This window comes from Pseudomonas weihenstephanensis, assembly GCF_001043055.1.
Classification (GTDB): Bacteria; Pseudomonadota; Gammaproteobacteria; order Pseudomonadales; family Pseudomonadaceae; genus Aquipseudomonas; species Aquipseudomonas weihenstephanensis.
On the sequence record NZ_JYLF01000001.1, the window covers coordinates 366,228 to 390,322 of the forward strand.

26 protein-coding genes and 1 tRNA gene are annotated in these 24,095 nt (G+C 57.0%); 25 read left to right on the forward strand and 2 right to left on the reverse strand.

Annotated elements, in window-relative coordinates:
• Window positions 1–54: 54 nt before the first annotated feature.
• Window positions 55–139, reverse strand: a tRNA-Leu gene (locus tag TU86_RS01810).
• Window positions 140–245: 106 nt separating this feature from the next.
• On the opposite strand from TU86_RS01810, the gene queA reads away from it, so the two are divergent.
• The 6 genes from queA to TU86_RS01840 all read left to right on the forward strand — a co-directional run bounded on the left by queA (window position 246) and on the right by TU86_RS01840 (window position 6,333).
• On the forward strand, window positions 246–1,307 hold the full coding sequence (queA, locus tag TU86_RS01815; protein ID WP_048362594.1) for a tRNA preQ1(34) S-adenosylmethionine ribosyltransferase-isomerase QueA: 1,062 nt from the start codon (window positions 246–248) through the stop codon (window positions 1,305–1,307).
• Between the two features lie 11 nt (window positions 1,308–1,318).
• Window positions 1,319–2,434 (forward strand): tRNA guanosine(34) transglycosylase Tgt, encoded by a 1,116-nt coding sequence (gene tgt / locus TU86_RS01820; protein WP_088500051.1) that lies wholly within the window; start codon window positions 1,319–1,321, stop codon window positions 2,432–2,434.
• Between the two features lie 42 nt (window positions 2,435–2,476).
• A complete protein-coding gene (gene yajC, locus TU86_RS01825; RefSeq protein ID WP_047273832.1) occupies window positions 2,477–2,812 on the forward strand; it encodes a preprotein translocase subunit YajC in 336 nt (111 codons plus the stop codon).
• Window positions 2,813–2,879: 67 nt separating this feature from the next.
• A complete protein-coding gene (secD, locus tag TU86_RS01830; protein ID WP_048362596.1) occupies window positions 2,880–4,748 on the forward strand; it encodes a protein translocase subunit SecD in 1,869 nt (622 codons plus the stop codon).
• A gap of 9 nt (window positions 4,749–4,757) precedes the next feature.
• Window positions 4,758–5,672, forward strand: a complete 915-nt coding sequence (gene secF, locus TU86_RS01835) for a protein translocase subunit SecF (protein ID WP_048362597.1) — start codon at window positions 4,758–4,760, stop codon at window positions 5,670–5,672.
• Between the two features lie 121 nt (window positions 5,673–5,793).
• A complete protein-coding gene (locus TU86_RS01840) occupies window positions 5,794–6,333 on the forward strand; it encodes a glycine zipper 2TM domain-containing protein (RefSeq protein WP_048362598.1) in 540 nt (179 codons plus the stop codon).
• A gap of 119 nt (window positions 6,334–6,452) precedes the next feature.
• On the opposite strand, the gene suhB is transcribed toward TU86_RS01840, so the two are convergent.
• Window positions 6,453–7,268, reverse strand: a complete 816-nt coding sequence (gene suhB, locus TU86_RS01845; RefSeq protein WP_047273836.1) for a type III secretion system regulator SuhB — start codon at window positions 7,266–7,268, stop codon at window positions 6,453–6,455.
• Between the two features lie 143 nt (window positions 7,269–7,411).
• On the opposite strand from suhB, the gene trmJ reads away from it, so the two are divergent.
• From trmJ to der, 19 genes are all read left to right on the forward strand, one after another.
• Window positions 7,412–8,182 (forward strand): tRNA (cytosine(32)/uridine(32)-2'-O)-methyltransferase TrmJ, encoded by a 771-nt coding sequence (gene trmJ / locus TU86_RS01850; RefSeq protein WP_048362599.1) that lies wholly within the window; start codon window positions 7,412–7,414, stop codon window positions 8,180–8,182.
• A 2-nt stretch (window positions 8,183–8,184) separates the two neighbouring features.
• Window positions 8,185–8,961 (forward strand): serine O-acetyltransferase, encoded by a 777-nt coding sequence (cysE, locus tag TU86_RS01855; protein ID WP_048362600.1) that lies wholly within the window; start codon window positions 8,185–8,187, stop codon window positions 8,959–8,961.
• Between the two features lie 184 nt (window positions 8,962–9,145).
• The gene (gene iscR, locus TU86_RS01860) at window positions 9,146–9,637 is read left to right on the forward strand and encodes a Fe-S cluster assembly transcriptional regulator IscR (RefSeq protein WP_048362601.1); all 492 of its coding nucleotides are present in this window, start codon (window positions 9,146–9,148) and stop codon (window positions 9,635–9,637) included.
• A gap of 49 nt (window positions 9,638–9,686) precedes the next feature.
• Window positions 9,687–10,901, forward strand: coding sequence for an IscS subfamily cysteine desulfurase (locus TU86_RS01865; RefSeq protein WP_048362602.1), 1,215 nt, complete (start codon window positions 9,687–9,689; stop codon window positions 10,899–10,901).
• A gap of 96 nt (window positions 10,902–10,997) precedes the next feature.
• On the forward strand, window positions 10,998–11,384 hold the full coding sequence (iscU, locus tag TU86_RS01870) for a Fe-S cluster assembly scaffold IscU (RefSeq protein WP_007929523.1): 387 nt from the start codon (window positions 10,998–11,000) through the stop codon (window positions 11,382–11,384).
• Window positions 11,385–11,446: 62 nt separating this feature from the next.
• Window positions 11,447–11,770 (forward strand): iron-sulfur cluster assembly protein IscA, encoded by a 324-nt coding sequence (gene iscA, locus TU86_RS01875; protein WP_048362603.1) that lies wholly within the window; start codon window positions 11,447–11,449, stop codon window positions 11,768–11,770.
• Window positions 11,771–11,778: 8 nt separating this feature from the next.
• Complete coding sequence (gene hscB, locus TU86_RS01880) at window positions 11,779–12,300, forward strand: co-chaperone HscB (protein WP_048362604.1); 522 nt, start codon at window positions 11,779–11,781, stop codon at window positions 12,298–12,300.
• Window positions 12,301–12,350: 50 nt separating this feature from the next.
• A complete protein-coding gene (gene hscA / locus TU86_RS01885) occupies window positions 12,351–14,213 on the forward strand; it encodes a Fe-S protein assembly chaperone HscA (RefSeq protein ID WP_048362605.1) in 1,863 nt (620 codons plus the stop codon).
• Window positions 14,214–14,216: 3 nt separating this feature from the next.
• Window positions 14,217–14,558 (forward strand): ISC system 2Fe-2S type ferredoxin, encoded by a 342-nt coding sequence (gene fdx / locus TU86_RS01890; RefSeq protein ID WP_048362606.1) that lies wholly within the window; start codon window positions 14,217–14,219, stop codon window positions 14,556–14,558.
• Window positions 14,559–14,570: 12 nt separating this feature from the next.
• Window positions 14,571–14,771 (forward strand): Fe-S cluster assembly protein IscX, encoded by a 201-nt coding sequence (gene iscX / locus TU86_RS01895; RefSeq protein ID WP_016779607.1) that lies wholly within the window; start codon window positions 14,571–14,573, stop codon window positions 14,769–14,771.
• A 94-nt stretch (window positions 14,772–14,865) separates the two neighbouring features.
• Window positions 14,866–15,291: a nucleoside-diphosphate kinase gene (gene ndk / locus TU86_RS01900; RefSeq protein ID WP_003443361.1), complete on the forward strand. Its 426-nt coding sequence runs from the start codon at window positions 14,866–14,868 to the stop codon at window positions 15,289–15,291.
• Between the two features lie 28 nt (window positions 15,292–15,319).
• Window positions 15,320–16,456, forward strand: a complete 1,137-nt coding sequence (gene rlmN, locus TU86_RS01905) for a dual-specificity RNA methyltransferase RlmN (RefSeq protein ID WP_048362607.1) — start codon at window positions 15,320–15,322, stop codon at window positions 16,454–16,456.
• A gap of 12 nt (window positions 16,457–16,468) precedes the next feature.
• The gene (gene pilW / locus TU86_RS01910) at window positions 16,469–17,227 is read left to right on the forward strand and encodes a type IV pilus biogenesis/stability protein PilW (RefSeq protein ID WP_048362608.1); all 759 of its coding nucleotides are present in this window, start codon (window positions 16,469–16,471) and stop codon (window positions 17,225–17,227) included.
• Window positions 17,227–18,216, forward strand: coding sequence for a RodZ domain-containing protein (locus tag TU86_RS01915; RefSeq protein ID WP_048362609.1), 990 nt, complete (start codon window positions 17,227–17,229; stop codon window positions 18,214–18,216). Before pilW ends, TU86_RS01915 begins: the two co-directional genes overlap by 1 nt.
• Before the next feature lie 3 nt (window positions 18,217–18,219).
• Complete coding sequence (gene ispG, locus TU86_RS01920; protein ID WP_048362610.1) at window positions 18,220–19,329, forward strand: flavodoxin-dependent (E)-4-hydroxy-3-methylbut-2-enyl-diphosphate synthase; 1,110 nt, start codon at window positions 18,220–18,222, stop codon at window positions 19,327–19,329.
• A 22-nt stretch (window positions 19,330–19,351) separates the two neighbouring features.
• The gene (gene hisS / locus TU86_RS01925; protein ID WP_048362611.1) at window positions 19,352–20,641 is read left to right on the forward strand and encodes a histidine--tRNA ligase; all 1,290 of its coding nucleotides are present in this window, start codon (window positions 19,352–19,354) and stop codon (window positions 20,639–20,641) included.
• 41 nt (window positions 20,642–20,682) lie between these two features.
• Window positions 20,683–21,324 carry a tetratricopeptide repeat protein gene (locus TU86_RS01930; protein WP_048362612.1) on the forward strand — a complete coding sequence of 214 codons (642 nt, stop codon included), beginning with the start codon at window positions 20,683–20,685 and terminating at the stop codon, window positions 21,322–21,324.
• Window positions 21,317–22,468 carry an outer membrane protein assembly factor BamB gene (bamB, locus tag TU86_RS01935; protein WP_048362613.1) on the forward strand — a complete coding sequence of 384 codons (1,152 nt, stop codon included), beginning with the start codon at window positions 21,317–21,319 and terminating at the stop codon, window positions 22,466–22,468. Before TU86_RS01930 ends, bamB begins: the two co-directional genes overlap by 8 nt.
• A 138-nt stretch (window positions 22,469–22,606) precedes the next feature.
• Complete coding sequence (gene der, locus TU86_RS01940; protein WP_048362614.1) at window positions 22,607–24,076, forward strand: ribosome biogenesis GTPase Der; 1,470 nt, start codon at window positions 22,607–22,609, stop codon at window positions 24,074–24,076.
• Window positions 24,077–24,095 lie beyond the last annotated feature (19 nt).

The window sequence follows — 24,095 nt, forward strand, 5'->3', positions numbered from 1 at the left end:
CACTTTTTGACAGGCGAAAAAAAAGACCTTGAATTTCAAGGTCTTTTTTTAAGATGGTGCCCCGAGGGAGACTCGAACTCCCACTTCTTGCGAAAACGGATTTTGAATCCGCCGCGTCTACCAATTCCGCCATCAGGGCTCAATGGCGGCGAAGTATAGAGATGAGTTTTAGGTCGGTCAACAACTTATTGGTCTATTTTTACTAAGTCCGTTAAACTCCCCGGCCCTGCTAGACGAAACCTATCATGCGCGTTGCTGACTTTACTTTCGAACTCCCTGATTCGCTCATCGCACGCCATCCTTTGGCGGAGCGCCGCAACAGTCGCCTGCTGACCCTGGATGGGGAGAGCGGGGCGCTGGCACATCGTCAATTTACTGATTTGCTTGAACATTTGCGTTCGGGTGATTTGATGGTGTTTAACAATACCCGGGTGATTCCGGCACGCCTGTTTGGCCAAAAGGCTTCGGGCGGCAAGCTGGAAATTCTGGTTGAGCGCGTGCTCGACAGTCATCGGGTGCTGGCGCATGTGCGCTCCAGCAAGTCGCCAAAGCCTGGTTCAAAGATCCTGATCGATGGCGGTGGCGAAGCGCAGATGCTGGCGCGCCACGATGCGTTGTTTGAGCTGGGCTTTGCTGAAGAAGTGTTGCCCTTGCTGGACCGTGTCGGGCATATGCCGCTGCCGCCGTACATCGACCGTCCGGACGAAGGCTCGGACCGTGAACGCTATCAAACGGTCTACGCTCAGCGCCTGGGCGCTGTGGCTGCGCCAACGGCCGGGCTGCACTTTGATGAGCCGCTGATGCAGGCCATTGCCGCCAAAGGCGTTGAAACGGCGTTCGTGACCCTGCATGTGGGCGCGGGCACGTTCCAGCCGGTACGGGTTGAGCGCCTTGAGGATCACCACATGCACACCGAATGGCTGGAAGTGGGCCAGGACGTGGTGGATGCCGTGGCGGCGTGCCGTGCGCGGGGCGGGCGAGTGATTGCCGTGGGCACCACCAGCGTGCGTTCGCTGGAGAGCGCAGCGCGTGATGGCGTGCTCAAGCCGTTCAGTGGTGACACCGATATCTTTATCTTCCCGGGCCGGCCGTTTCATGTGGTCGATGCGCTGGTGACCAATTTCCATTTGCCAGAATCCACGCTGCTGATGCTGGTTTCGGCGTTCGCCGGTTATCCCGAAACCATGGCGGCCTACCAGGCTGCGGTCGAGCATGGATACCGCTTCTTTAGTTACGGTGATGCAATGTTCATCACCCGCAATCCCGCGCCGACGGCTCCTGCCCCGGCCCCAGAGGATCAAGCATGAGCAACTGTCGTATGTCTTTCGAGTTACTTGCCACCGATGGCAAGGCTCGTCGCGGTCGTCTGACCTTCCCGCGTGGTGTGGTGGAAACCCCGGCGTTCATGCCGGTGGGTACCTACGGCACGGTCAAGGGCATGTTGCCGCGCGATATCGTCGATACCGGCGCGCAGATGATTTTGGGTAACACCTTTCACCTGTGGCTGCGTCCTGGCACTGAAGTGATCAAAAAGCACGGCGACCTGCACGACTTCATGAAGTGGCAAGGTCCGATCCTGACTGACTCGGGTGGTTTCCAGGTGTTCAGCCTGGGGGCCATGCGCAAGATCAAAGAAGAGGGCGTGACCTTTGCCTCGCCCGTAGACGGCGCCAAAGTCTTCATGGGCCCGGAAGAGTCGATGCAGGTTCAGCGCGATCTGGGCTCCGACGTGGTCATGATTTTTGACGAGTGCACCCCGTACCCGGCCGACGAAGACGTGGCTCGGGTGTCTATGGAGCTGTCATTGCGCTGGGCTCAGCGCTCTAAAAATGCTCACGGCGATAACACCGCGGCCCTGTTCGGGATCGTTCAGGGTGGCATGCACCAGAACCTGCGCGAGCGTTCGCTCGAAGGTCTGAACAAGATCGGCTTTGATGGCCTGGCCATCGGCGGCTTGTCGGTAGGCGAGCCCAAGCACGAAATGATCAAGGTGCTGGATTACCTGCCTGCCATGATGCCGGCTGACAAACCTCGTTACCTTATGGGGGTTGGCAAACCTGAAGATCTCGTGGAGGGTGTGCGCCGCGGTGTGGACATGTTCGATTGCGTGATGCCAACCCGTAATGCCCGCAATGGGCATCTGTTCATCGACACCGGTGTGATCAAGATCCGCAATGCGTTCCATCGCCATGATGATTCGCCGTTGGATCCGACCTGCGACTGTTACACCTGCCAGAACTTCTCCCGTGCTTATCTGCATCATCTGGACAAGTGCGGCGAAATGTTGGGTAGCATGCTCAATACCATCCACAATTTGCGGCACTATCAGGTGCTCATGGCTGGTTTGCGCGAGGCTATTCAACAGGGTACATTGGCCGCCTTTGTCGATGCCTTCTATGCCAAGCGCGGGTTGCCTGTACCGCCCCTGGACTGATTTTCGGACCCTAAGAAACACTTTTTGCAACTGGAGTGCTTAATGAGCTTTTTCATCTCTCCCGCTTTCGCGGACGCTGCTGCACCTGCTGCTGGCCCAGCCGGTACTGGTTTTGAGTGGATTTTCCTGGTCGGCTTCCTGGTCATCTTCTACCTGATGATCTGGCGTCCACAGGCCAAGCGCGCCAAAGAGCAGAAAGCCCTGTTGGGTAACCTGCAAAAAGGCGACGAAGTTGTAACCACTGGCGGTATCGCCGGCAAAATCACCAAAGTCACTGATGCTTTTGTTGTGATCGAAGTGTCTGACACTGTCGAGCTGAAAATTCAGAAGGGCGCTGTAGCCGCCACGCTGCCTAAAGGCACGCTGAAAGCGATCTAAAGTTTCAACTTTTAACAATCGACGGGGCGCGCAAGGCGCCCCGCGTTCTAAGCGGGCGGCGTGATTGATGCTGAACAAATACCCTCTGTGGAAATACGTACTGATCCTGGCGGTGCTGGCGATCGGTTTTATTTATTCCGCTCCCAATCTCTACCCGGATGATCCGGCTATTCAGGTGTCTGGCGCGAGCACGGCACTGCAAGTGACCGACGCTGATCTGGAGCGTGCGAGCAAAGCGCTCAAGGATGCCGGCATTGCTGTGAAAGGCGCCACGTTGGCAGCCAACGGCAAAGGCGGTTTGTTGCGTCTGGCGAGCAAAGACGACCAGTTGCCAGCAAAAGACGTGGTGCGCAAGGCCTTGGGTGACGACTACGTCGTAGCGCTCAACCTGGCTCAGACCACGCCACAATGGCTGCGTAACCTGGGTGCTCACCCAATGAAGCTGGGTCTGGACTTGTCGGGTGGTGTGCACTTCCTGCTGGAAGTCGACATGGACAAGGCCGTCGACGCGCGCATGAAAGTGTACGAAAGCGACGTCAAAAGCCTGTTGCGTAAAGACAAGCTGCGTTATCGCAGTCTGCCGCAGCTCAATGGTGCCATTCAGTTGGGTTTTGCTGATGAAGCAACCCGTGAGCAAGCGCGTAGCCTGATTCGCAAGAACTTCAATGACTTCGACATTGCCGCTGCGGATCTGAACGGTCAGCCGGTGCTGCGTCTGGCGATGACCCCGGCCAAGCTGGCGGAAATCCGTGAATATTCCATCAAGCAAAACCTGACAACCGTCCGTAACCGGGTTAACGAGTTGGGTGTTGCCGAGCCTCTGGTTCAGCGTCAGGGTGCCAACCGCATCGTGGTTGAGCTGCCGGGCGTGCAAGACACCGCCGAAGCCAAGCGTATCCTGGGCAAGACGGCCAACCTTGAGTTCCGTCTGGCCGCAGAGCCGGGCGCATCCAAAGCCACTTCCGAGACGTTCGAGTTCCGTGAGGGCAATCGTGCTTCCGCGCAAATCGAGCGTGGCTTGATCATCACGGGTGATCAGGTAACCGATGCACAAGCGGGTTTTGACGAGCACGGCCGACCACAGGTGAACATCAAGCTTGATGGTCATGGTGGCGAGTTGATGAGCCGTTCCACTCGCAGCAACGTCGGTCGCAGCATGGCGGTTATCTTCATCGAGCAGAAGCCGGTGACGACCTACACCAAGCAAGTGGTTGACGGTGTTGAGAAGGAAGTGCCGGTTCAGACCTTCAAGGAAGAGAAAAAGATCATCAGCCTGGCGACCATTCAGTCGCCGCTGGGCAGCCAGTTCCGGATTACCGGTCTCAATGGCCAGGGTGAAGCGTCCGAGTTGGCACTGCTGCTGCGTGCCGGTGGTCTGGCGGCACCGATGTACTTTGCGGAAGAGCGCACCATTGGTCCGAGCCTGGGTGCTGACAACATCACCAAAGGTGTTGATGCATCGCTGTGGGGCATGCTGTTTGTGTCCATCTTCATCATCGCCATCTACCGCTTCTTCGGTGTGATCGCCACGGTGGCGTTGGCAGGCAACATGGTCTTGCTGCTGGCGCTGATGTCGTTGTTGGGCGCTACCCTGACCCTGCCGGGTATCGCGGGTATCGTATTGACGATGGGTATGGCGGTTGACGCCAACGTGCTGATCTTCTCGCGTATTCGTGAGGAAATCGCCAATGGCATGACACCGCAGCGGGCGATCAATGAAGGCTTCAATCGTGCATTCACGGCGATTATCGACTCCAACCTGACAACCCTGTTGGTCGGCGGGATTCTGTTTGCCATGGGTACCGGGCCGGTCAAAGGCTTTGCGGTGACCATGTCTCTGGGGATCTTTACCTCGATGTTCACGGCCATCATGGTGACCCGCGCAATGGTCAACCTGGTTTACGGCGGTCGGGACTTCAAGAAGTTGTGGATTTAAGGGGCTGCCATGTTACGTACAATCAACTTCATGGGCGTTCGCAACGTTGCGTTCGGCGTCACTGTGCTGCTTACCGTGCTGGCCTTGTTCAGCATGTTTCACAAGGGCATGAACTACGGCCTGGACTTCACCGGCGGTACGCTCATCGAGCTGACCTACGAGAAGCCGGCTGATTTAACCAAGGTGCGAACCGAACTGGCCTCGGCCGGTTTCCACGATGCAGTGGTGCAGAGCTTTGGCGCTACGACCGACTTGCTGGTGCGTATGCCGGGCGACGATCCGTTGCTGGGCAACAAGGTGGCTGCTGCGCTGGGGCAGGCAGATACCGCCAACCCGGCCGTTATCAAGCGTGTCGAGTTCGTAGGCCCGCAAGTGGGTGAAGAGCTGCGCGATCAGGGCGGTCTCGGCATGCTGATGGCGCTGGGCGGCATCATGCTTTACCTGGCTTTTCGCTTTCAGTGGAAATTCGCCGTCGGCGCCATTGTTTCGTTGGTGCACGATGTGATCGTGACGATGGGTGTGCTGTCGTTCTTCCAGATCACCTTCGACCTGACGGTGTTGGCGGCGGTGCTGGCGATCATCGGTTACTCGCTTAACGACACCATCGTGGTGTTTGACCGAGTGCGAGAGAACTTCCGTGTGCTGCGCAAGGCCAGCCTGATCGAGAACATCAATATCTCGACCACGCAAACCCTGCTGCGCACCATGGCGACGTCGATCTCCACCTTGCTGGCAATTGCAGCGCTGCTGATCTTTGGTGGCGACAACCTGTGGGGCTTCTCGATTGCCTTGTTTGTGGGGGTATTGGCGGGTACTTACTCTTCGATCTATATCGCCAACGTGGTGCTGATCTGGCTGAACCTCAACAGTGAGGATCTGATTCCTCCTGCGGCGAGCGAAAAGGAAATCGACGACCGTCCATGACGGTGAGTTGATTCCTGGTGATCACCTAAAAGGCGCGAGTATTGAACTCGCGCCTTTTTTTATGCTCCAAGGCTGGGATTAGCGTGGGATTGTTCCTACGTAGGATGGTCTGGAGGTTCGCGTGAACAAATCTTTGCTGGTAGGTGCTGTTTTGGGTGCTGTCGGTGTCACTGCCGGTGGTGCTGTTGCCACTTACAGCTTGGTTAAAGCCCCGGAGTCTGCGCAGGTGCTGGCTGTTCAGCCGGTCAAGCAACAGATTAAAACGCCGCGTGAAGTGTGCAAGGACGTGACCGTTACACGTCGGGCGGCGGTCAAGGATGAGCACCAAATCGTCGGTAGCGTGATTGGTGCGGTGGCGGGTGGTCTTTTGGGTAACCAGGTCGGTGGCGGTAGCGGCAAGAAGATTGCGACCGTTGCGGGTGCAGTAGGCGGGGGTTATGCCGGTAACAAGGTGCAAGAAGGCATGCAGAACCGTGATACCTACACCACGACGCAAACGCGCTGTAATACCGTTAACGACATCAGTGACAAAGTGGTCGGTTACGACGTGCGTTATTCGCTGGATGGCAAGGAAGGCAAGGTGCGTATGGATCACGAGCCGGGCAGTTCAATCCCGGTGGGTAAAGATGGCAATTTGATTCTTGGGCAGAGCCCGCAATAAATTTGGCCTGTTGATTCCAGGAGCTGCCGCCTGTCAAAAGCGAGCAGCCTGCGGCACCTACGGATTTAGTAGGCAAAAAAAAGCACCCCGAGGGGTGCTTTTTTGTTTGCGCGCTTCGCTTAGCGTTTCAGCGAGGCAGGCAAGTGCGGCTGAATAGCCGTCAGTACAGCTTTGAAGCACTTGGTGTTGCCGGCAACGATGTGGCCTTTTTCAAGGAAATCGTGGCTGCCGGTGAAGTCGCTGACCAGGCCGCCTGCTTCTTGAATCAACAGTGCGCCTGCGGCCATGTCCCATTCGGACAAGCCCGACTCCCAGAATGCGTCGAAACGACCGGCGGCCACATAGGCCAGGTCCAGGCTGGCAGCGCCTGCACGACGGATACCAGCGGTTTGACCGACCAGGCTGCGGAACATGCCCAGATAGTTATCCAGGTTGTCCATTTGGTTGTCGCGGAACGGGAAGCCGGTACCCAGCAGGGCGCCTTCAAGGCTGGTGCGACCGCTGACGCGCAGGCGGCGACCATTGAGTTGGGCGCCACGGCCACGGCTGGCGGTGAATTCTTCTTGGCGAACCGGGTCAAGTACGACGGCGTGCTCAAGGCGGCCGCGGTATTTGCAGGCAATGCTGACTGCGAAGTGCGGAACGCCACGCAGGAAGTTGGTAGTGCCATCCAGTGGGTCGATGATCCACAGGTAGTCGGCGCCTTCGCCGCTGCCAGCGTGCAGGCCGGTTTCTTCACCGAGAATGCCGTGTGTCGGATAAGCCTTGCGCAAGGCGTCGATGATTTTCTGCTCGGCAGCACGATCGACTTCAGAGACGTAATCCTTGGCGTCTTTTTCGTCAACCTTGATGGTATCCAGGCGCTCGATGGAGCGGAAAATCAATTCACTGGCGCTGCGGGCGGCGCGCAGCGCGATATTCAGCATGGGCTGCATGGACGTTTCACCTAGGTCGTTAAAGAAAGCCGAACATTCTAGCAGAAAAGTTTGGCATATGAAGGTTTGCGTTAGCTTTCGTAGCTTAAGGTGATGGGCTTAGGTAAGATTTGCTCCCTTTTAACGGTCTGTGAGCGCTCCCATTGCTGTCAAATATTCGTGTCGTTCTGGTCAATACCAGCCATCCCGGCAACATCGGTGGTGCTGCGCGTGCCATGAAAAACATGGGCTTGTCGCGACTGGTTCTGGTTGAGCCGAGGCTGTTCCCGCATCACGAGGCCGATGCACGTGCGTCGGGCGCGGGCGATATTCTCGAAAATGCACAGGTAGTGGCCACGCTGGAGGACGCGTTGGTAGGGTGCAATCTGGTATTGGGTACCAGTGCGCGCGATCGCCGTATCCCGTGGCCGTTGCTCGATCCGCGTGAGTGCGGGCAAAAAGTTGTCGAAGAGGCCACGCAGGGCGCTGAGATTGCTTTGGTGTTTGGTCGTGAAGATTCGGGCCTGACCAATGATGAGTTGCAGCGCTGCCACTTCCACGTGCACATTCCATCGGACCCTGAGTTCAGCTCGCTGAACCTGGGTGCGGCAGTGCAGGTGCTGAGTTACGAGATTCGTATGTCCTGGCTGGCGGCTCAGGGGCAGCCGAGCAAGATGGAAAAAGATGAAGTGGCTTCCACCAAAAGTGGTGAGCTGGCGACCATGGACGAGCTGGAGCGCTTTTACGAGCATCTTGAGCAGACGTTGGTCGCGATCGAGTTTCTTGACCCTGAAAAACCGCGCCACCTGATGGCGCGCCTGCGTCGCCTGTATGGCCGCAGTTCGGTGAGTCGTGCCGAAATGAACATATTGCGTGGCATTCTTACTGAAACCCAAAAGGCAGCCCGTGGCGAGCTGCTCAAGCGCAAGGATTAAAGATGTTCGAGCGTCTGCGTGAAGATATCCAGAGTGTGTTTCATCGTGATCCGGCGGCGCGCAATGCTTTTGAGGTGCTGACGTGTTATCCGGGGATGCATGCCATCTGGATACATCGCCTGTCCGGGTTGTTGTGGCGTGCGGATTGGAAGTGGCTGGCGCGGCTGGTGTCGAACTTCGGGCGCTGGCTGACCGGGATTGAAATTCATCCGGGGGCGAAGGTGGGGCGCCGCTTTTTCATCGATCATGGCATGGGGATTGTGATCGGTGAGACGGCAGAGATCGGTGATGACGTGACGCTGTATCAGGGCGTAACCCTGGGCGGCACTACGTGGAACAAAGGCAAGCGCCATCCCACGCTTGAGGATGGTGTTGTGGTCGGGGCGGGAGCCAAGGTGCTAGGTCCGTTTACCGTGGGTGCGGGAGCCAAAGTCGGCTCCAATGCGGTTGTCACCAAGGCAGTGCCGGCCGGGGCGACGGTTGTGGGCATTCCGGGTCGTATCATCATCAAGCACGACGATGAGGTGCAGGCCAAGCGCAAGGCAATGGCCGAAAAGATCGGTTTTGATGCCTACGGTGTCAGTGAAGACATGCCGGACCCTGTTGCGCGCGCCATTGGCCAATTGCTGGATCACTTGCAGGCGGTCGACGGCAAGCTGGAGGGCATGTGTGGTGCGCTCAAAGATCTTGGCAGCCCGTATTGCGCCAAGGACTTGCCGCAGTTGCGTGAAGAGGATTTCGCCTGTGTACAGGGCAAGGATGACGTGAGGCCGGGGTAGGCTTGTCACTGCGGCGAATGCGCACAAGGGTCTGATGTGCTCATGTGCCATTACGCCGCAGACCCTGCTACAATGCGGCCGCTGTTTTGCGGGTAATCCCGACTAAAGTACTAGGTCTAATAGTTGACTTAAATAGTCGGGAATAGCATACTCGCCCCCATTCCGAATTCCGTGGTACCTGTCCATGAGACTGACTACAAAAGGCCGTTACGCCGTCACTGCAATGCTCGATTTGGCATTGCATGCACAGCACGGGCCGGTGTCCCTGGCCGACATTTCCGAGCGCCAGGGCATTTCCCTTTCCTACCTTGAGCAACTCTTTGCAAAGTTGCGCCGCAGCAGCCTGGTTTCCAGTGTGCGCGGCCCTGGTGGTGGCTATCAGCTATCGCGCGACATGCAAGGTATTCAGGTGGCCCAGGTTATCGATGCGGTAAACGAGTCCGTCGACGCCACACGTTGCCAGGGTCTGGGCGATTGCCATGCCGGTGACACGTGCCTGACCCATCACCTGTGGTGTGACTTGAGCCTGCAAATACACGAGTTTCTCAGCGGTATCAGCTTGGCTGATCTTGTCACTCGCCGTGAGGTACAAGAAGTAGCCCAGCGTCAGGATCTGCGCCGCTGTAATGGCAAGGCGCCGCACCTGGATAAGATCGAAGCGTCCGCCGTCGATTGATTGCATAAAAACGACGGTGCGCCAGCCAGCCTGATTTAGGAGATAGTCCATGAAATTGCCGATTTACCTTGATTACTCAGCCACCACCCCGGTTGATCCGCGTGTTGCTCAAAAAATGAGCGACTGCCTGTTGGTTGACGGGAACTTCGGTAACCCGGCTTCGCGCTCCCACGTATTTGGCTGGAAGGCCGAAGAAGCGGTTGAAAACGGTCGCCGTCAGGTTGCTGATTTGGTCAATGCCGATCCGCGTGAAATCGTCTGGACATCCGGCGCTACCGAGGCCAATAACCTGGCCATCAAGGGCGCTGCGCATTTCTATGCGACCAAAGGCAAGCACCTGATCACTGACAAAATCGAACACAAAGCCGTACTCGACACCATGCGTCAGCTGGAGCGAGAAGGCTTTGAAGTGACCTACATCGAGCCAGGTGAAGACGGTCTGGTCACACCTGCGATGGTTGAAGCCGCCATGCGCGACGACACCATTCTGGTTTCGATCATGCACGTGAACAACGAGATCGGCACCATTAACGATATCGCTGCCATTGGTGAGCTGACGCGCTCGCGCGGCGTGTTGTTCCATGTGGATGCAGCTCAGTCTACGGGCAAGGTTGAAATCGACCTGGCCAAGCTGAAAGTCGACCTGATGTCTTTCTCGGCGCATAAAACCTACGGTCCGAAGGGTATCGGCGCACTGTACGTGAGCCGCAAGCCTCGTGTGCGTATCGAAGCAACCATGCACGGCGGCGGTCACGAGCGCGGCATGCGTTCGGGTACCCTGGCCACCCACCAGATCGTGGGTATGGGTGAGGCGTTCCAGATTGCCAAAGAAGAAATGGCCGCTGAAAACGTGCGCATCAAGGCCTTGAGCGACCGTTTCTTCAAGCAGGTTGAACACCTTGAAGAGCTTTACGTTAACGGCAGCATGACTGCCCGCGTCCCGCACAACCTGAACCTGAGCTTCAACTACGTTGAAGGCGAGTCGCTGATCATGGCGCTCAAGGATCTGGCGGTGTCGTCCGGTTCGGCCTGCACATCTGCATCCCTTGAGCCGTCTTACGTATTGCGCGCCCTGGGTCGCAACGATGAGCTGGCTCACAGTTCGATTCGCTTCACGTTCGGTCGCTTCACCACCGAAGAGGAAATCGACTACGCCGCGCAGAAGGTGTGCGAGGCCGTTACCAAGCTGCGCGCCCTGTCGCCGCTGTGGGACATGTACAAAGACGGTGTCGACATCTCGAAAATCGAGTGGGCGGCGCACTGATATTTCAAGTCGCCGTAGATAGTCGCTGTAAGCGCAGCGCATAGCCGCTTTTACAGCGTCTCAAGAGCGACTCTCTGATGAGTGAGGATAAGTACCATGGCTTACAGCGAAAAGGTCATTGACCACTACGAGAACCCGCGCAACGTCGGCAAGATGAACGCGGAAGATCCAGATGTAGGTACCGGCATGGTCGGCGCCCCTGCTTGCGGCGACGTCATGCGCCTGCAAATCAAGGTGAACGAGCAGGGCATCATCGAAGATGCCAAGTTCAAGACCTACGGTTGCGGTTCGGCAATCGCTTCCAGCTCCCTGGCAACTGAGTGGATGAAGGGCAAGACTCTGGATGAAGCAGAGACCATCAAAAACACCCAGTTGGCTGAAGAGCTGGCTTTGCCACCCGTAAAAATTCACTGCTCCGTGCTCGCCGAAGACGCCATCAAGGCGGCCGTTCGCGATTACAAGCAGAAGAAAGGTTTGATCTGATCCATTGCGCCCTTATATGGCGCATGAGTGGTGAAGAAACCGGCAACAGGTAAGGAGTCACGATGGCTATCAGCATGACAGAAGCGGCTGCCAAGCATATTCGCCGCTCCCTTGATGGGCGCGGCAAAGGTGAGGGGATTCGTCTGGGTGTTCGCACCACGGGCTGTTCCGGTCTTGCCTATGTGCTGGAGTTTGTCGATGAAGTGGGCGAAGACGATCAAGTGTTCGAAACCCATGGCGAAAAAGTGATCATTGATCCCAAAAGCCTCAGCTACCTGGACGGCACCGAGCTGGATTTCGTCAAGGAAGGCTTGAACGAAGGCTTCAAGTTCAATAACCCTAACGTGCGCGGTGAATGTGGCTGCGGCGAAAGCTTCAACATCTGAGGCTACTCGTGGGTACTCCTTGTCATTTTGCTTTGTTTGAACTGCAACCGGGCTTCAATCTGGATCTCGACCAGTTGGCTGTGCGCTATCGAGAGTTGGCACGTGGCGTTCACCCGGACCGCTTTGCTGACGCTTCCGAGCGTGAGCAGCGTCTGGCGCTCGAACAGTCCGCCGGCCTCAATGAGGCTTACCAGACGCTCAAAAACCCTTCTAAACGCGCGCGCTATTTACTTGCGCTCAAGGGTAATGAGACGCCGCTGGAAGTCACGGTGCATGACCCTGAGTTTCTGATGCAGCAGATGCAGTGGCGCGAAGAACTTGAAGACCTGCACGACAGCGCCGATATGGGCGGTATTGCAGCATTCAAGCGTCGGCTCAAGGTCGCTCAGCAAGAACTGAACAACAGCTTCGCTGCTTGTTGGGATGATGCAGCGCAACGCGAACAGGCAGAACGCTTGATGCGGCGCATGCAGTTCCTTGACAAGCTCAATTACGAAGTGCGCCAGTTAGAAGAGCGCCTCGACGATTAACTCCGTGCTTTCCTGATTGCACGCCTGATTACAGATAAGTCCTGATAACGATGGCCCTACTGCAGATCGCCGAACCCGGCCAAAGTCCTCAACCGCACCAGCGTCGTCTGGCTGTGGGGATTGACTTGGGCACTACCAATTCGTTGGTCGCTGCATTGCGCAGCGGTCTCTCCGAGCCTCTGGCTGATGCGCGCGGCAGTGTCATTTTGCCATCCGCTGTGCGCTATCACGCTGACCGTGTTGAAGTCGGTGAGTCGGCGCGCCTGGCAGCCTCCAGTGATCCGTTCAACACCGTATTGTCGGTCAAGCGCTTGATGGGTCGTGGTTTGTCCGACGTCAAGCAGCTAGGCGAGCAATTGCCTTATCGTTTTGTCGGCGGCGAGTCGCACATGCCGTTCATCGATACGGTACAAGGCCCGAAAAGCCCGGTAGAAGTGTCGGCCGAGATTTTGAAGGTGTTGCGCGAGCGCGCCGAAAAAACCTTGGGTGGCGAATTGGTCGGTGCGGTGATCACTGTTCCGGCCTACTTCGATGATGCTCAGCGTCAGGCGACCAAGGATGCGGCCAAATTGGCCGGTCTGAACGTATTGCGTTTGCTCAATGAGCCGACTGCTGCTGCGGTTGCCTACGGCCTGGATCAATCCGCTGAAGGCGTTGTTGCCATCTATGATTTGGGCGGCGGGACGTTCGATATTTCGGTGTTGCGTTTGACTGGCGGTGTATTCGAAGTCCTGGCCACTGGCGGCGACAGCGCGCTGGGCGGAGACGACTTCGATCATGCGATTGCCAGTTGGATGATCGAGCAGGCGGGTTTGTCTGCTGATCTCGATCCGGGCATCCAGCGTCAATTGCTGCAAGCGGCCTGTGCTGCCAAAGAAGCCCTGACCAACGCCTCCTCTGTCACCGTCACCTTTGGCGAGTGGTCCGCCGACTTGACCCGTGAAGCGTTCGAGGTGTTGATCGAACCCATGATCGCCCGCAGCCTCAAGGCTTGCCGTCGTGCTGTGCGCGACGCCAATATCGAGATTGAGGATGTGCAAGCCGTGGTCATGGTCGGTGGTTCGACGCGTGTGCCCCGCGTGCGTGAAGCCGTGGCGGACATGTTTGGTCGCCAACCGCTGACGGATATCGATCCGGATCAAGTGGTTGCCATTGGTGCAGCGATCCAGGCCGATACCCTGGCCGGTAACAAGCGTGAGGGTGGCGAGTTGCTGCTGCTGGACGTGATTCCACTGTCGCTCGGTCTTGAGACCATGGGCGGGCTGATGGAAAAAGTCATTGCGCGCAATACCACGATCCCGGTTGCGCGGGCGCAGGATTTCACCACGTACAAAGATGGCCAGACGGCCATGATGATTCATGTGCTGCAAGGTGAGCGCGAACTGATCAGCGACTGTCGCTCTCTGGCGCGCTTTGAATTGCGCGGGATTCCGCCGATGGTGGCAGGCGCCGCTAAAATTCGTGTGACCTTCCAGGTGGATGCCGATGGTTTGCTCAGTGTGTCGGCGCGAGAGCTGGGTTCTGGCGTCGAAGCCAGCATTCAGGTCAAGCCGTCTTACGGGCTGACCGATGGCGAGATCGCCAAAATGCTCAAGGATTCGTTCCAGTACGCCGGTGACGACAAAGTGGCCCGCGTGTTGCGCGAGCAGCAAGTTGATGCGCAACGCCTGATCGAGGCTGTGCAAGCGGCGCTTGAGGTGGACGGTGATCGTTTGCTGGACGCCGAAGAGCGGATGGTCATCGAGCTGCAAATGCAAGAATTGTCCGAATTGTTGAAAGGCACCGATGGTTACGCCATCGAGCAGCAGACCAAGCGTCTGTCTCAAGTGACCGATGCCTTTGCCGCCCGCCGTATGGACTTGTCCGTCAAGGCCGCTCTGGCGGGGCGCAACCTGAATGAAATCGAGGAATAACTGATGCCGCAGATCATTTTTCTGCCACACGCCGAGCATTGCCCGGACGGTATGGTTGTCGAGGCTGAGACCGGTAAGTCGATTCTCGAAGTGGCACACGACAATCACATCGAGATTGAAAGCGCGTGCGGCGGCGTCTGCGCCTGTACCACGTGCCACTGCATCATTCGCGAAGGTTTCGATTCGTTGGAAGAGGCTGACGAGCTGGAAGAAGACTACCTTGACCGTGCGTGGGGCCTTGAAGCGCAATCACGCCTCAGCTGTCAGGCCAAGGTCGGCACTGAAGACCTGACGGTCGAAATTCCGAAGTACTCGCTCAACCATGCGGCCGAAGCGCCACATTGATAAGGAATTGTCATGAGCCTTAAATGGGTTGATGTACAGGAAATCGCGATTCAGCTGGCTGAAGCTCACCCGGATGTAGATCCGCTCTCGGTGAATTTCGTCACGCTGCGCAATCTGGTGATGGCACTACCAGAGTTCGATGACATCCCTGATCGCGGGGGAGAGAAGGTTCTCGAAGCCATTCAGGGTTTGTGGATCGAAGAAGCCGACTAAGCTTGTAATCGACGTAATTATGCAATGCCCCAGAACCCGCGTATAATTCGCGGGTTTAATTTTTCGCTTAAATCACTGTTTCTGGAGTTACACCATGGCTGTTCAACGCACTTTCTCCATCATCAAGCCTGACGCTGTTGCAAAAAACGTTATCGGCGAGATCACCACTCGTTTTGAAAAAGCCGGCCTGAAGGTTGTAGCTTCCAAATTGAAGCAACTGTCCAAAGCCGAAGCTGAAGGCTTCTACGCTGAGCACAGCGCTCGTGGCTTCTTCGGCGACCTGGTTGCTTTCATGATCTCCGGTCCTGTTGTTGTTCAGGTTCTGGAAGGCGAAAACGCTATCGCTCTGAACCGCGAACTGATGGGCGCTACCAACCCTAAAGAAGCAGCTGCCGGCACTATCCGTGCTGATTTCGCTGAATCCATCGACGCTAACGCTGTTCACGGTTCCGACTCTGAAGCAGCTGCTGCTCGTGAAATCTCGTACTTTTTCGCAGCAACTGAAGTAACCACTCGCTAAGTATTGGCGTGTGAGTGAGGGTGAAGACATGATTGCAACGACTGGCAAAACCAACCTGTTGGGTTTGACCCAACCGGAAATGGAGAAATTCTTCGACTCAATCGGGGAGAAGCGTTTCCGTGCCGGTCAGGTCATGAAGTGGATTCACCACTTTGGCGTCGATGATTTCGACGCCATGACTAACGTCAGCAAGGCCTTGCGCGACAAGCTCAAGGCGATTGCTGAGGTTCGTGGACCTGAAGTCGTCAGCGAGGACATTTCCACCGACGGTACCCGTAAATGGGTCGTGCGTGTGGCATCCGGCAGCTGCGTCGAGACCGTTTATATTCCCCAGGGCAAACGTGGCACGTTGTGCGTTTCGTCCCAGGCTGGCTGTGCTCTGGATTGCAGTTTCTGCTCCACCGGCAAGCAAGGTTTCAATAGCAACCTCACCGCCGCCGAAGTCATCGGTCAGGTGTGGATTGCCAACAAATCCTTTGGCAGCGTCCCGGCAACCGTCGACCGTGCCATCACCAACGTGGTGATGATGGGCATGGGTGAGCCGCTGCTGAACTTCGACAACGTAATCGCCGCCATGCATCTGATGATGGATGACCTGGGCTACGGCATCTCCAAGCGCCGGGTAACCTTGTCGACCTCGGGTGTGGTGCCAATGATCGATGAGCTGGCCAAGCACATCGATGTGTCGCTGGCGTTGTCGCTGCACGCACCCAATGACGAGCTGCGCAGTCAGTTGGTGCCGATCAACAAGAAGTACCCGCTCAAAATGCTGCTTGAGTCCTGCCGTCGTTACATGGCGACCCTGGGTGAGAAGCGCGTTTTGACTGTTGAATACACCATGCTCAAAGACGTGAACGACCATGTCGACCACGCGCGTGAAATGATCGAACTGCTCAAAGACACGCCGTGCAAGATCAACCTGATCCCGTTCAACCCGTTTCCGCATTCCGGTTATGAGCGTCCGAGCAACAATGCTATTCGCCGTTTCCAGGAACTGCTGCAACAGGCCGGTTACAACGTGACCGTGCGTACGACACGTGGCGAAGACATCGATGCGGCCTGTGGGCAGTTGGTCGGGCAGGTCAATGACCGTACCCGTCGCAACGAGCGCCACTTGGCATCGATTGAAGCCGTTTCGGTGCAAAACGCTGCTGCCCAGCCCTGAGAGAGGCACTCTATGACCCTGCGTGCAGCGCTTTGTGTGGTGTTAGTCAGCGTGTTGGCTGGCTGCGTTTCATCGGGTGGATCAAACCCGATGAGCACCGACAAAGGCCGTGATGCAGCGCGTCAGGCGTATGTTCAGTTGGGGCTTGGTTATTTGCAGCAGGGCATGGCCGAACAGGCCAAAGTTCCCTTGCGCAAGGCCCTTGAGCTGGATCAGGACGCCCCGGACACCCACGCAGCGCTGGCGTTAGTGTTTCAGCGCGAAATGGAGTTTGAGCTGGCAGAGCAAAGCTTTCAAAAAGCCTTGGCTGCCCGCCCGCACGATGCCCGCACGCTCAACAACTACGCCAGCTTGCTGTTTGAACAGCAACGCTATCAAGACGCCTACACGCTGTTTCAGAAAGCCGCCGCTGACCATCTTTATCCTGAACGCTCCCGGGTTTACGAAAATTTGGGTATAACGGCGCTCAAGCTGGGGCAGCCTGAAACAGCACGCGGTTACCTTGTAAAAGCATTGCGCCTGAACCCCAAACAACCGCGAGCCCTACTGGAAATGGCCGAGTTGTCCTACCAGGACCGTCAATATCTGCCCGCCCGCGAGTTTTACGATCGTTTTAGCCTGCTTAGTGGGCAAAATGCACGTAGTCTATTGCTCGGTGCGCGACTGGCGGCTGTGTTCGATGATCGCGCCACACCTGCCAGTCATGGCCAGCAACTAAAACGACTTTATCCCGGCACGCCGGAATATCAGCAATACCTGTCGGAGCAATGATGAAAGCGGCGCAACCCGAAGTTCTAGCAGCGACTCGAGTCAATCCCGGTGAGACCTTGCGTCAGGGCCGTGAAAACAATGGTTGGACATTGGCTGAAGTCGCCTTGAAGCTCAATCTCACGGCCAGTGCCTTGAGTCATCTTGAGACGGGCGCGTTCGACAAATTGCCAGGCCATACCTTTGCCCGTGGCTATATCCGCGCTTATGCCAAATTGCTGGGTATGGATCAGACGGCCCTGGTGCATGAGTTTGATCTGTTTACCGGCACTGACTCGTCCGGCAGCAACGTCCACAGTTTGGGCCGTATCGAAGAACCGGTGCGCGTGTCCCACACCATTTTGCGCATTGTCAGCCTGTTGCTGTTGTTGGCAGTGATTGGCGGCGGCTTTATCTGGTGGCAGGACCAAACGTCCATGCGCGCCAAGGACCTGATCGGCCTCACGCCCGAACACGTTGAAGTGGAAGGGGCTGACGGCACAACCCAGATCCATCCGCTGGACGAGCCTGAAGATCAGGCCGTGGCTGAAGCCAAAACTGAAAGCGAAGCGGCTGCTCCTGGTGCGCCTGCTGGTGATCAGGCGGCTACGACCGCCTTGGCATTACCTGACACCCCACAAGCGGCTGTTGCCGAAACGGCCGTGCCAGTGGTTCAGCCCGCTCCAGGCCCTGCGCCCGCGCTGCCGGTCGCTGTGGCGCCCGTTGTTGCAACGCCCGCCCCGACAGCTGCGGCACCGGCAGCCGTCGCAGGTGCGGGCAACGTTGGCGTGCAATACACCGCTGATTGCTGGACTCAAGTCACCGATGCCACAGGTAAAGTGCTGTTCGGCGGCTTGAAGCGCAAAGGCGAAAATCTTGAAGTGAGCGGCAAGCCTCCCTTGAGCTTGCGCCTGGGCTTTGCCCGCGGTGCACAAGTGACCTACAACGGTCAGTCAGTGGACCTGGCTCCTTTCACCAGTGGCGAAACTGCTCGCCTGAAGTTAGGTCAATAAGTCATGCACGGCGAATCTCCAATCAAACGTCGCGAATCGCGAAAAATCTGGGTCGGCTCAGTGCCAGTGGGTGGCGATGCCCCTATTGCCGTACAAAGCATGACCAACAGCGACACCAACGATGTAGCCGCCACCGTTGCGCAAATCAATCGCCTGGAAGCTGCCGGTGTCGATATCGTGCGGGTTTCCGTGCCTGATATGGACGCTGCCGAAGCGTTTGGCCGCATCAAGCAATTGGTAAAAGTACCGTTGGTTGCCGATATCCACTTCGATTACCGCATCGCCTTGCGCGTGGCGGAATTGGGTGTGGACTGCCTGCGTATCAACCCCGGTAACATCGGCCGCGAAGACCGTGTGCGTGCAGTGGTTGATGCGGCGCGTGACCGTGGTATTCCGATCCGCATCGGTGTTAACGCAGGTTCGCTCGAAAAAGACCTGCAAAAAAAGTACGGCGAACCGACCCCGGCCGCTTTGGTTGAGTCGGCCCTGCGCCACGTTGAACACCTTGAACGTCTGAATTTCAAGGACTTCAAAGTCAGTGTGAAGGCGTCCGATGTGTTCATGGCCGTTGAAGCCTACCGTCTGTTGGCCAAAGAAATTGTGCAGCCGCTGCATTTGGGTATCACTGAAGCGGGTGGATTACGCTCAGGCACAGTGAAATCTGCCGTGGGCCTAGGTATGCTGCTCGCCGAAGGCATTGGCGACACCATTCGCATCTCGTTGGCTGCCGACCCGGTGGAAGAAGTGAAAGTCGGCTACGACATTCTCAAATCCCTGCGGTTGCGTTCGCGTGGCATCAATTTCATTGCGTGCCCTAGCTGTTCGCGCCAGAACTTCGACGTGGTAAAAACCATGAACGAACTGGAAGGGCGCCTTGAAGACTTGCTGGTTCCCTTGGATGTTGCTGTGATTGGCTGTGTAGTTAACGGCCCCGGCGAAGCCAAAGAGGCCCATGTGGGCTTGACCGGTGGTACGCCAAACCTGATTTACATCGACGGTAAGCCGTCGCAGAAATTGACGAATGAAAATCTGGTGGATCAACTCGAAAAATTGATCCGCCAGAAAGCGGCCGAAAAGGTCGAAGCTGACGCTGCTGTGATCGCGCGCGGCTAATCAAACGAATTAAGGATTTACTGTGAGCAAGTCACTGCAAGCCATTCGTGGCATGAACGACATCCTGCCTGAGCAGACGCCTCTGTGGCGCTTCTTTGAAGGTAAGGTTGCGCGTTTGCTGGATAACTACGGTTACAAGCAAATCCGTATGCCGATCGTCGAGTTCACCGAGCTGTTCAAGCGCTCGATCGGTGAAGTCACCGATATCGTCGAAAAAGAAATGTACACCTTCGAAGACCGCAACGGCGATTCGCTCACGCTGCGCCCCGAGGGTACCGCGGCCTGTGTGCGTGCAGTGCTTGAGCACGGCATCACCGGTGGCGGGCAGGTTCAGAAGCTGTGGTACGTCGGCCCGATGTTTCGCCACGAGCGCCCGCAAAAAGGCCGTTATCGCCAGTTTCACCAAGTGGGTGTCGAAGTGTTCAACCTCGATGGGCCGGACATTGATGCCGAGCTGATCGTACTGACCTGGCGCCTGTGGGGTGAGCTGGGGATTCGTGATGCGGTCAAGCTGGAACTCAACAGCCTGGGCACCAGCGAAGCCCGTGCGCGCTATCGCAACGCATTGGTCGAATACCTGACTTCGCGCCTGAGCGAGCTGGACGAAGACAGCCAGCGTCGCCTCAAGTCCAACCCGCTGCGTGTACTCGACACCAAAAATGCCGACACCCAAGCGGTACTGGTTGATGCACCGAAGCTGGTGGATTACCTCGACGAAGAATCCCGTGTGCATTTTGAGGGCCTCAAGGCACGTCTCGATGCTGCCGGCATTCCTTACGTCATCAATCCCAAGCTGGTACGCGGGCTCGATTACTACAGCAAAACCGTATTTGAGTGGGTTACTGACAAACTCGGCGCCCAAGGCACCGTGTGTGCCGGTGGCCGTTATGACGGTCTGGTGGAGCAAATGGGTGGCAAGCCTACCTCCGGCGTGGGTTTCGCCATGGGGATCGAGCGTTTGATCCTGATGCTCGAAACCCTTGAGCAGATCCCGCAAGAAATCTCGCGACAGGTGGATGTTTACCTGTGCGCCTTCGGTGAAGCCGCTGAACTGGCCGCGCTTGCCCTGAGCGAACGTGTCCGTGATCAGTTGCCCAACCTGCGTCTGCAAGTCAATGCGGGCGCTGGCAGCTTCAAAAGCCAATTCAAGAAAGCCGACAAGAGCGGTGCCTTGTACGCATTGATCCTGGGTGACGACGAATTGGCCCAGCAAGTGGTAGGTGTCAAACCCCTGCGTGGCCAGGGCGAACAACAAACTATTGCCTGGGATGCTCTTTCCGAGCACTTGGCCACCTGCGTTGTGCAGGGTTGAAGCTGTAAAAACAGCCGATTTATCGAATAAGGAGTGTTGGGGTGTCGAGTAACGATGATGATCAGCTGGGCGAGTTGAAAGACTGGTGGCAGCGCAACGGCAAACCCCTGGTCACGGGCGGCTTGTTGGCGCTGGTGGTGGTGTTCGGCTGGCAGGCTTGGCACAAATATCAGAGCAATCAGTCGCAGGGTGCGTCGATTCTCTACCAACAACTGCTTGAAACAACACTGACGCCAACGGGTCAGCCCGATACAGCGCGCGTGGCTGACCTGTCCAACAAGCTCAAGAGTGAGTACGGCGGCAGTGCCTACGCGCAGTTTGGCGGCTTGTTCGTTGCCAAGGTCGCGGTTGAGAGCGGCAAGCTGGATGACGCAGCCAATGAGCTGAACGCCATTGTTGAAAAACCAGCCAACGCCACATTGGGTGAAGTGGCGCGTCAGCGTCTGGCTCGGGTTCTGGCCGCACAAAACAAGGTCGATGAGGCCTTGAAGCTGCTTGAAGGTGATTCGGACAAAGCATTCCTGGCCAGTCGTGAAGAACTCAAGGGCGACTTGCTGGTTCAGCAAGGCCGCACTGAAGACGCACGTGTAGCCTACGAAAAAGCCAAAGCTGCGCTGTCGGACGAAGCAGCGGTCGGCGGCTTACAAATCAAGCTCGACGACCTGGCCAAAGGGGATGCGTAACGTGAACCGTTGGAAACATGCAGCATTGCTGGCTCTGGTCATATTGGCCGCGGGTTGCAGCAGCAACAGCAAAAAAGAACTGCCACCGGCTGCACTGACTGACTTCAAAGAAGAAGTTGTCTTGCAAAAGCAGTGGAGCCGTTCGATCGGTGATGGCCAGGGCAAAACCTACAACATGCTGGTGCCAGCGGTTGACGGTAATACCCTGTACGCGGCCGATGTAACGGGCGTGGTGATGTCGCTGGATCGCATGACCGGTGACGTCAAGTGGAAGAAAGACCTCGAACTGCCGGTGTCCGGTGCCGTGGGCGCTGGCTATGGCTTGGTTCTGCTGGGCACCTTGCAAGGTGAAGTGGTTGCGCTCGACGCCAGCAATGGCGAAGAAAAATGGCGTTCCCGTGTTACCAGCGAAGTACTGGCGCCGCCAGCAACCAACGGTGACGTGGTGGTGGTTCAAACTCAGGATGATCGTCTGATCGGTCTTGATGCATCGACCGGTGAGCAGCGCTGGACCTATGACAGCACGCCTGGCGTGCTGACACTGCGCGGTACGGGTGCACCGTTGGTGACCAATCACTTGGCAGTGGCAGGTCTTTCGACCGGTAAAGTCGTTGCGCTGGATACGCAAAACGGTGTGCCTGTATGGGAGCAACGTGTTGCGATCCCGCAAGGCCGTTCTGAGCTTGAGCGCATCGTAGACATCGACGGCGGTCTGCTGCTGTCCGGTGGCACGCTGTATGTCACCAGTTATCAGGGCCGTATGGCAGCACTGGAGCTGGAAAGCGGCCGTGTGCTGTGGCAGCGCGATGCTTCGAGCTACGCAGGTGTCGCTCAAGGTTTTGGCAGCGTCTATGTCAGCTTGGCATCCGGCACTGTCGAAGGCGTTGACGAGCGTTCGACCACCGCCCTGTGGAGCAACGATGCTCTGGCTCGCCGTCAATTGTCGGCGCCAGAAGTGTTTTCCAGCTATGTAGCGGTTGGCGACATGGAAGGTTATCTGCACCTGTTGAGCCAGGTTGATGGCCGTTTCGTAGGCCGTACCCGCATTGACAGTGATGGCCTTCGGGCGCGTCCGCTGGTGGTCGGTGACATGATTTACGTGTTTGGTAACAGCGGCAAACTGGAAGCCCTGACCATTCGCTAAGGCGTCTATGCTTGAGACTCTAGGGTTTCAAGCAGCCTTGCTCTGGCAAGGCTTGCGGCACATTTGTGCTGTTCCGAACTCTGGCCGCTGCCTTGCAGCGGCTTTTGTATTTTCTGAAATAACGAAGTGGAGAGCCGCATGGTTCCCGTAATCGCCCTGGTGGGCCGACCTAACGTCGGCAAGTCCACCTTGTTCAACCGCCTGACCAGGACTCGCGACGCTATCGTCGGCGACTTGTCCGGTCTGACCCGTGATCGCCAATACGGTGAGGCCAAGTGGCAAGGGCGTTCCTACATTCTGGTCGACACCGGCGGTATTTCCGGTGACGAGCACGGTATGGACGAAAAGATGGCCGAGCAGTCGCTGCTGGCTATCGAAGAAGCGGATGTTGTGCTGTTCCTGGTTGATGCAAAAGCGGGCTTCACTGCCGCTGACCAGATGATCGGTGAACACCTGCGCAAACGTAACAAGCGCTCGTACGTGGTTGCCAACAAGGTCGATAACATCGACCCGGACATGGCCCGCGCCGAGTTCGCCCCCTTGGGCATGGGCGACGCGATTCCAATCGCCGGTGCCCATGGCCGTGGTATCACGCAGATGCTGGAAATTGCCCTGAGCAACTTCCCGCGTGACGAAGAAGAGCCAGAAGACGGCGAAGAAGAAGTCGTACTCGAAGGTGAGGAAGCCAAGCGCATTCCTGGCCCTAGCGAAAAAGACGGCATCAAGATCGCCATCATCGGTCGCCCGAACGTAGGCAAATCGACGCTGGTGAACCGCATGCTCGGTGAAGACCGCGTCATTGTGTACGACCAGCCTGGCACAACCCGCGACAGTATCTACATCCCGTTTGAGCGTAACGACGAGAAGTACACGCTGATCGACACCGCCGGTGTGCGCAAGCGCGGCAAGATCCACGAAGAAGTTGAAAAATTCTCCGTGGTCAAAACCCTGCAAGCGATCAAAGACGCCAACGTGGTGATCTTTGTGATGGATGCCCGTGAAGGCGTGGTAGACCACGACCTTAACCTGTTGGGCTTTGCGCTGGAGGCCGGTCGTGCTCTGGTCATCGCAATCAACAAGTGGGACGGCATGACCCCAAGCGAGCGCGAGTTCGTCAAAGTCGAGTTGACGCGTCGTCTGTTCTTTGTCGACTTTGCTGACATTCACTTCATCTCGGCTTTGCACGGCACCGGCGTGGGTAACTTGTACCAATCGGTGCAAAACTCCTTCAAGTCGGCAGTTACCCGCTGGCCAACCAACCGTCTGACCCAGATCCTGGAAGACGCAGTGGGCGAGCACGCACCGCCGATGGTCAACAGCCGTCGCATCAAACTACGTTATGCCCACTTGGGTGGTGCCAACCCGCCGATTATCGTGATTCACGGTAACCAGGTTGAGAAGGTGCCGAAGTCTTACGTCCGTTACCTCGAAAACACCTACCGTCGTGTCTTGAAGCTGGTGGGTACGCCCATCCGCATCGAGTTCAAAGGTGGCGAGAACCCGTACGAAGCCAACAAGAACTCCTTGACCGACCGTCAGGTCAACAAGAAGCGCCGTATGATGTCGCACCACAAGAAAGCCGACAAAAAACGCAGAGACAAGCGCTGATCGCGCACGCGTAGAGCGT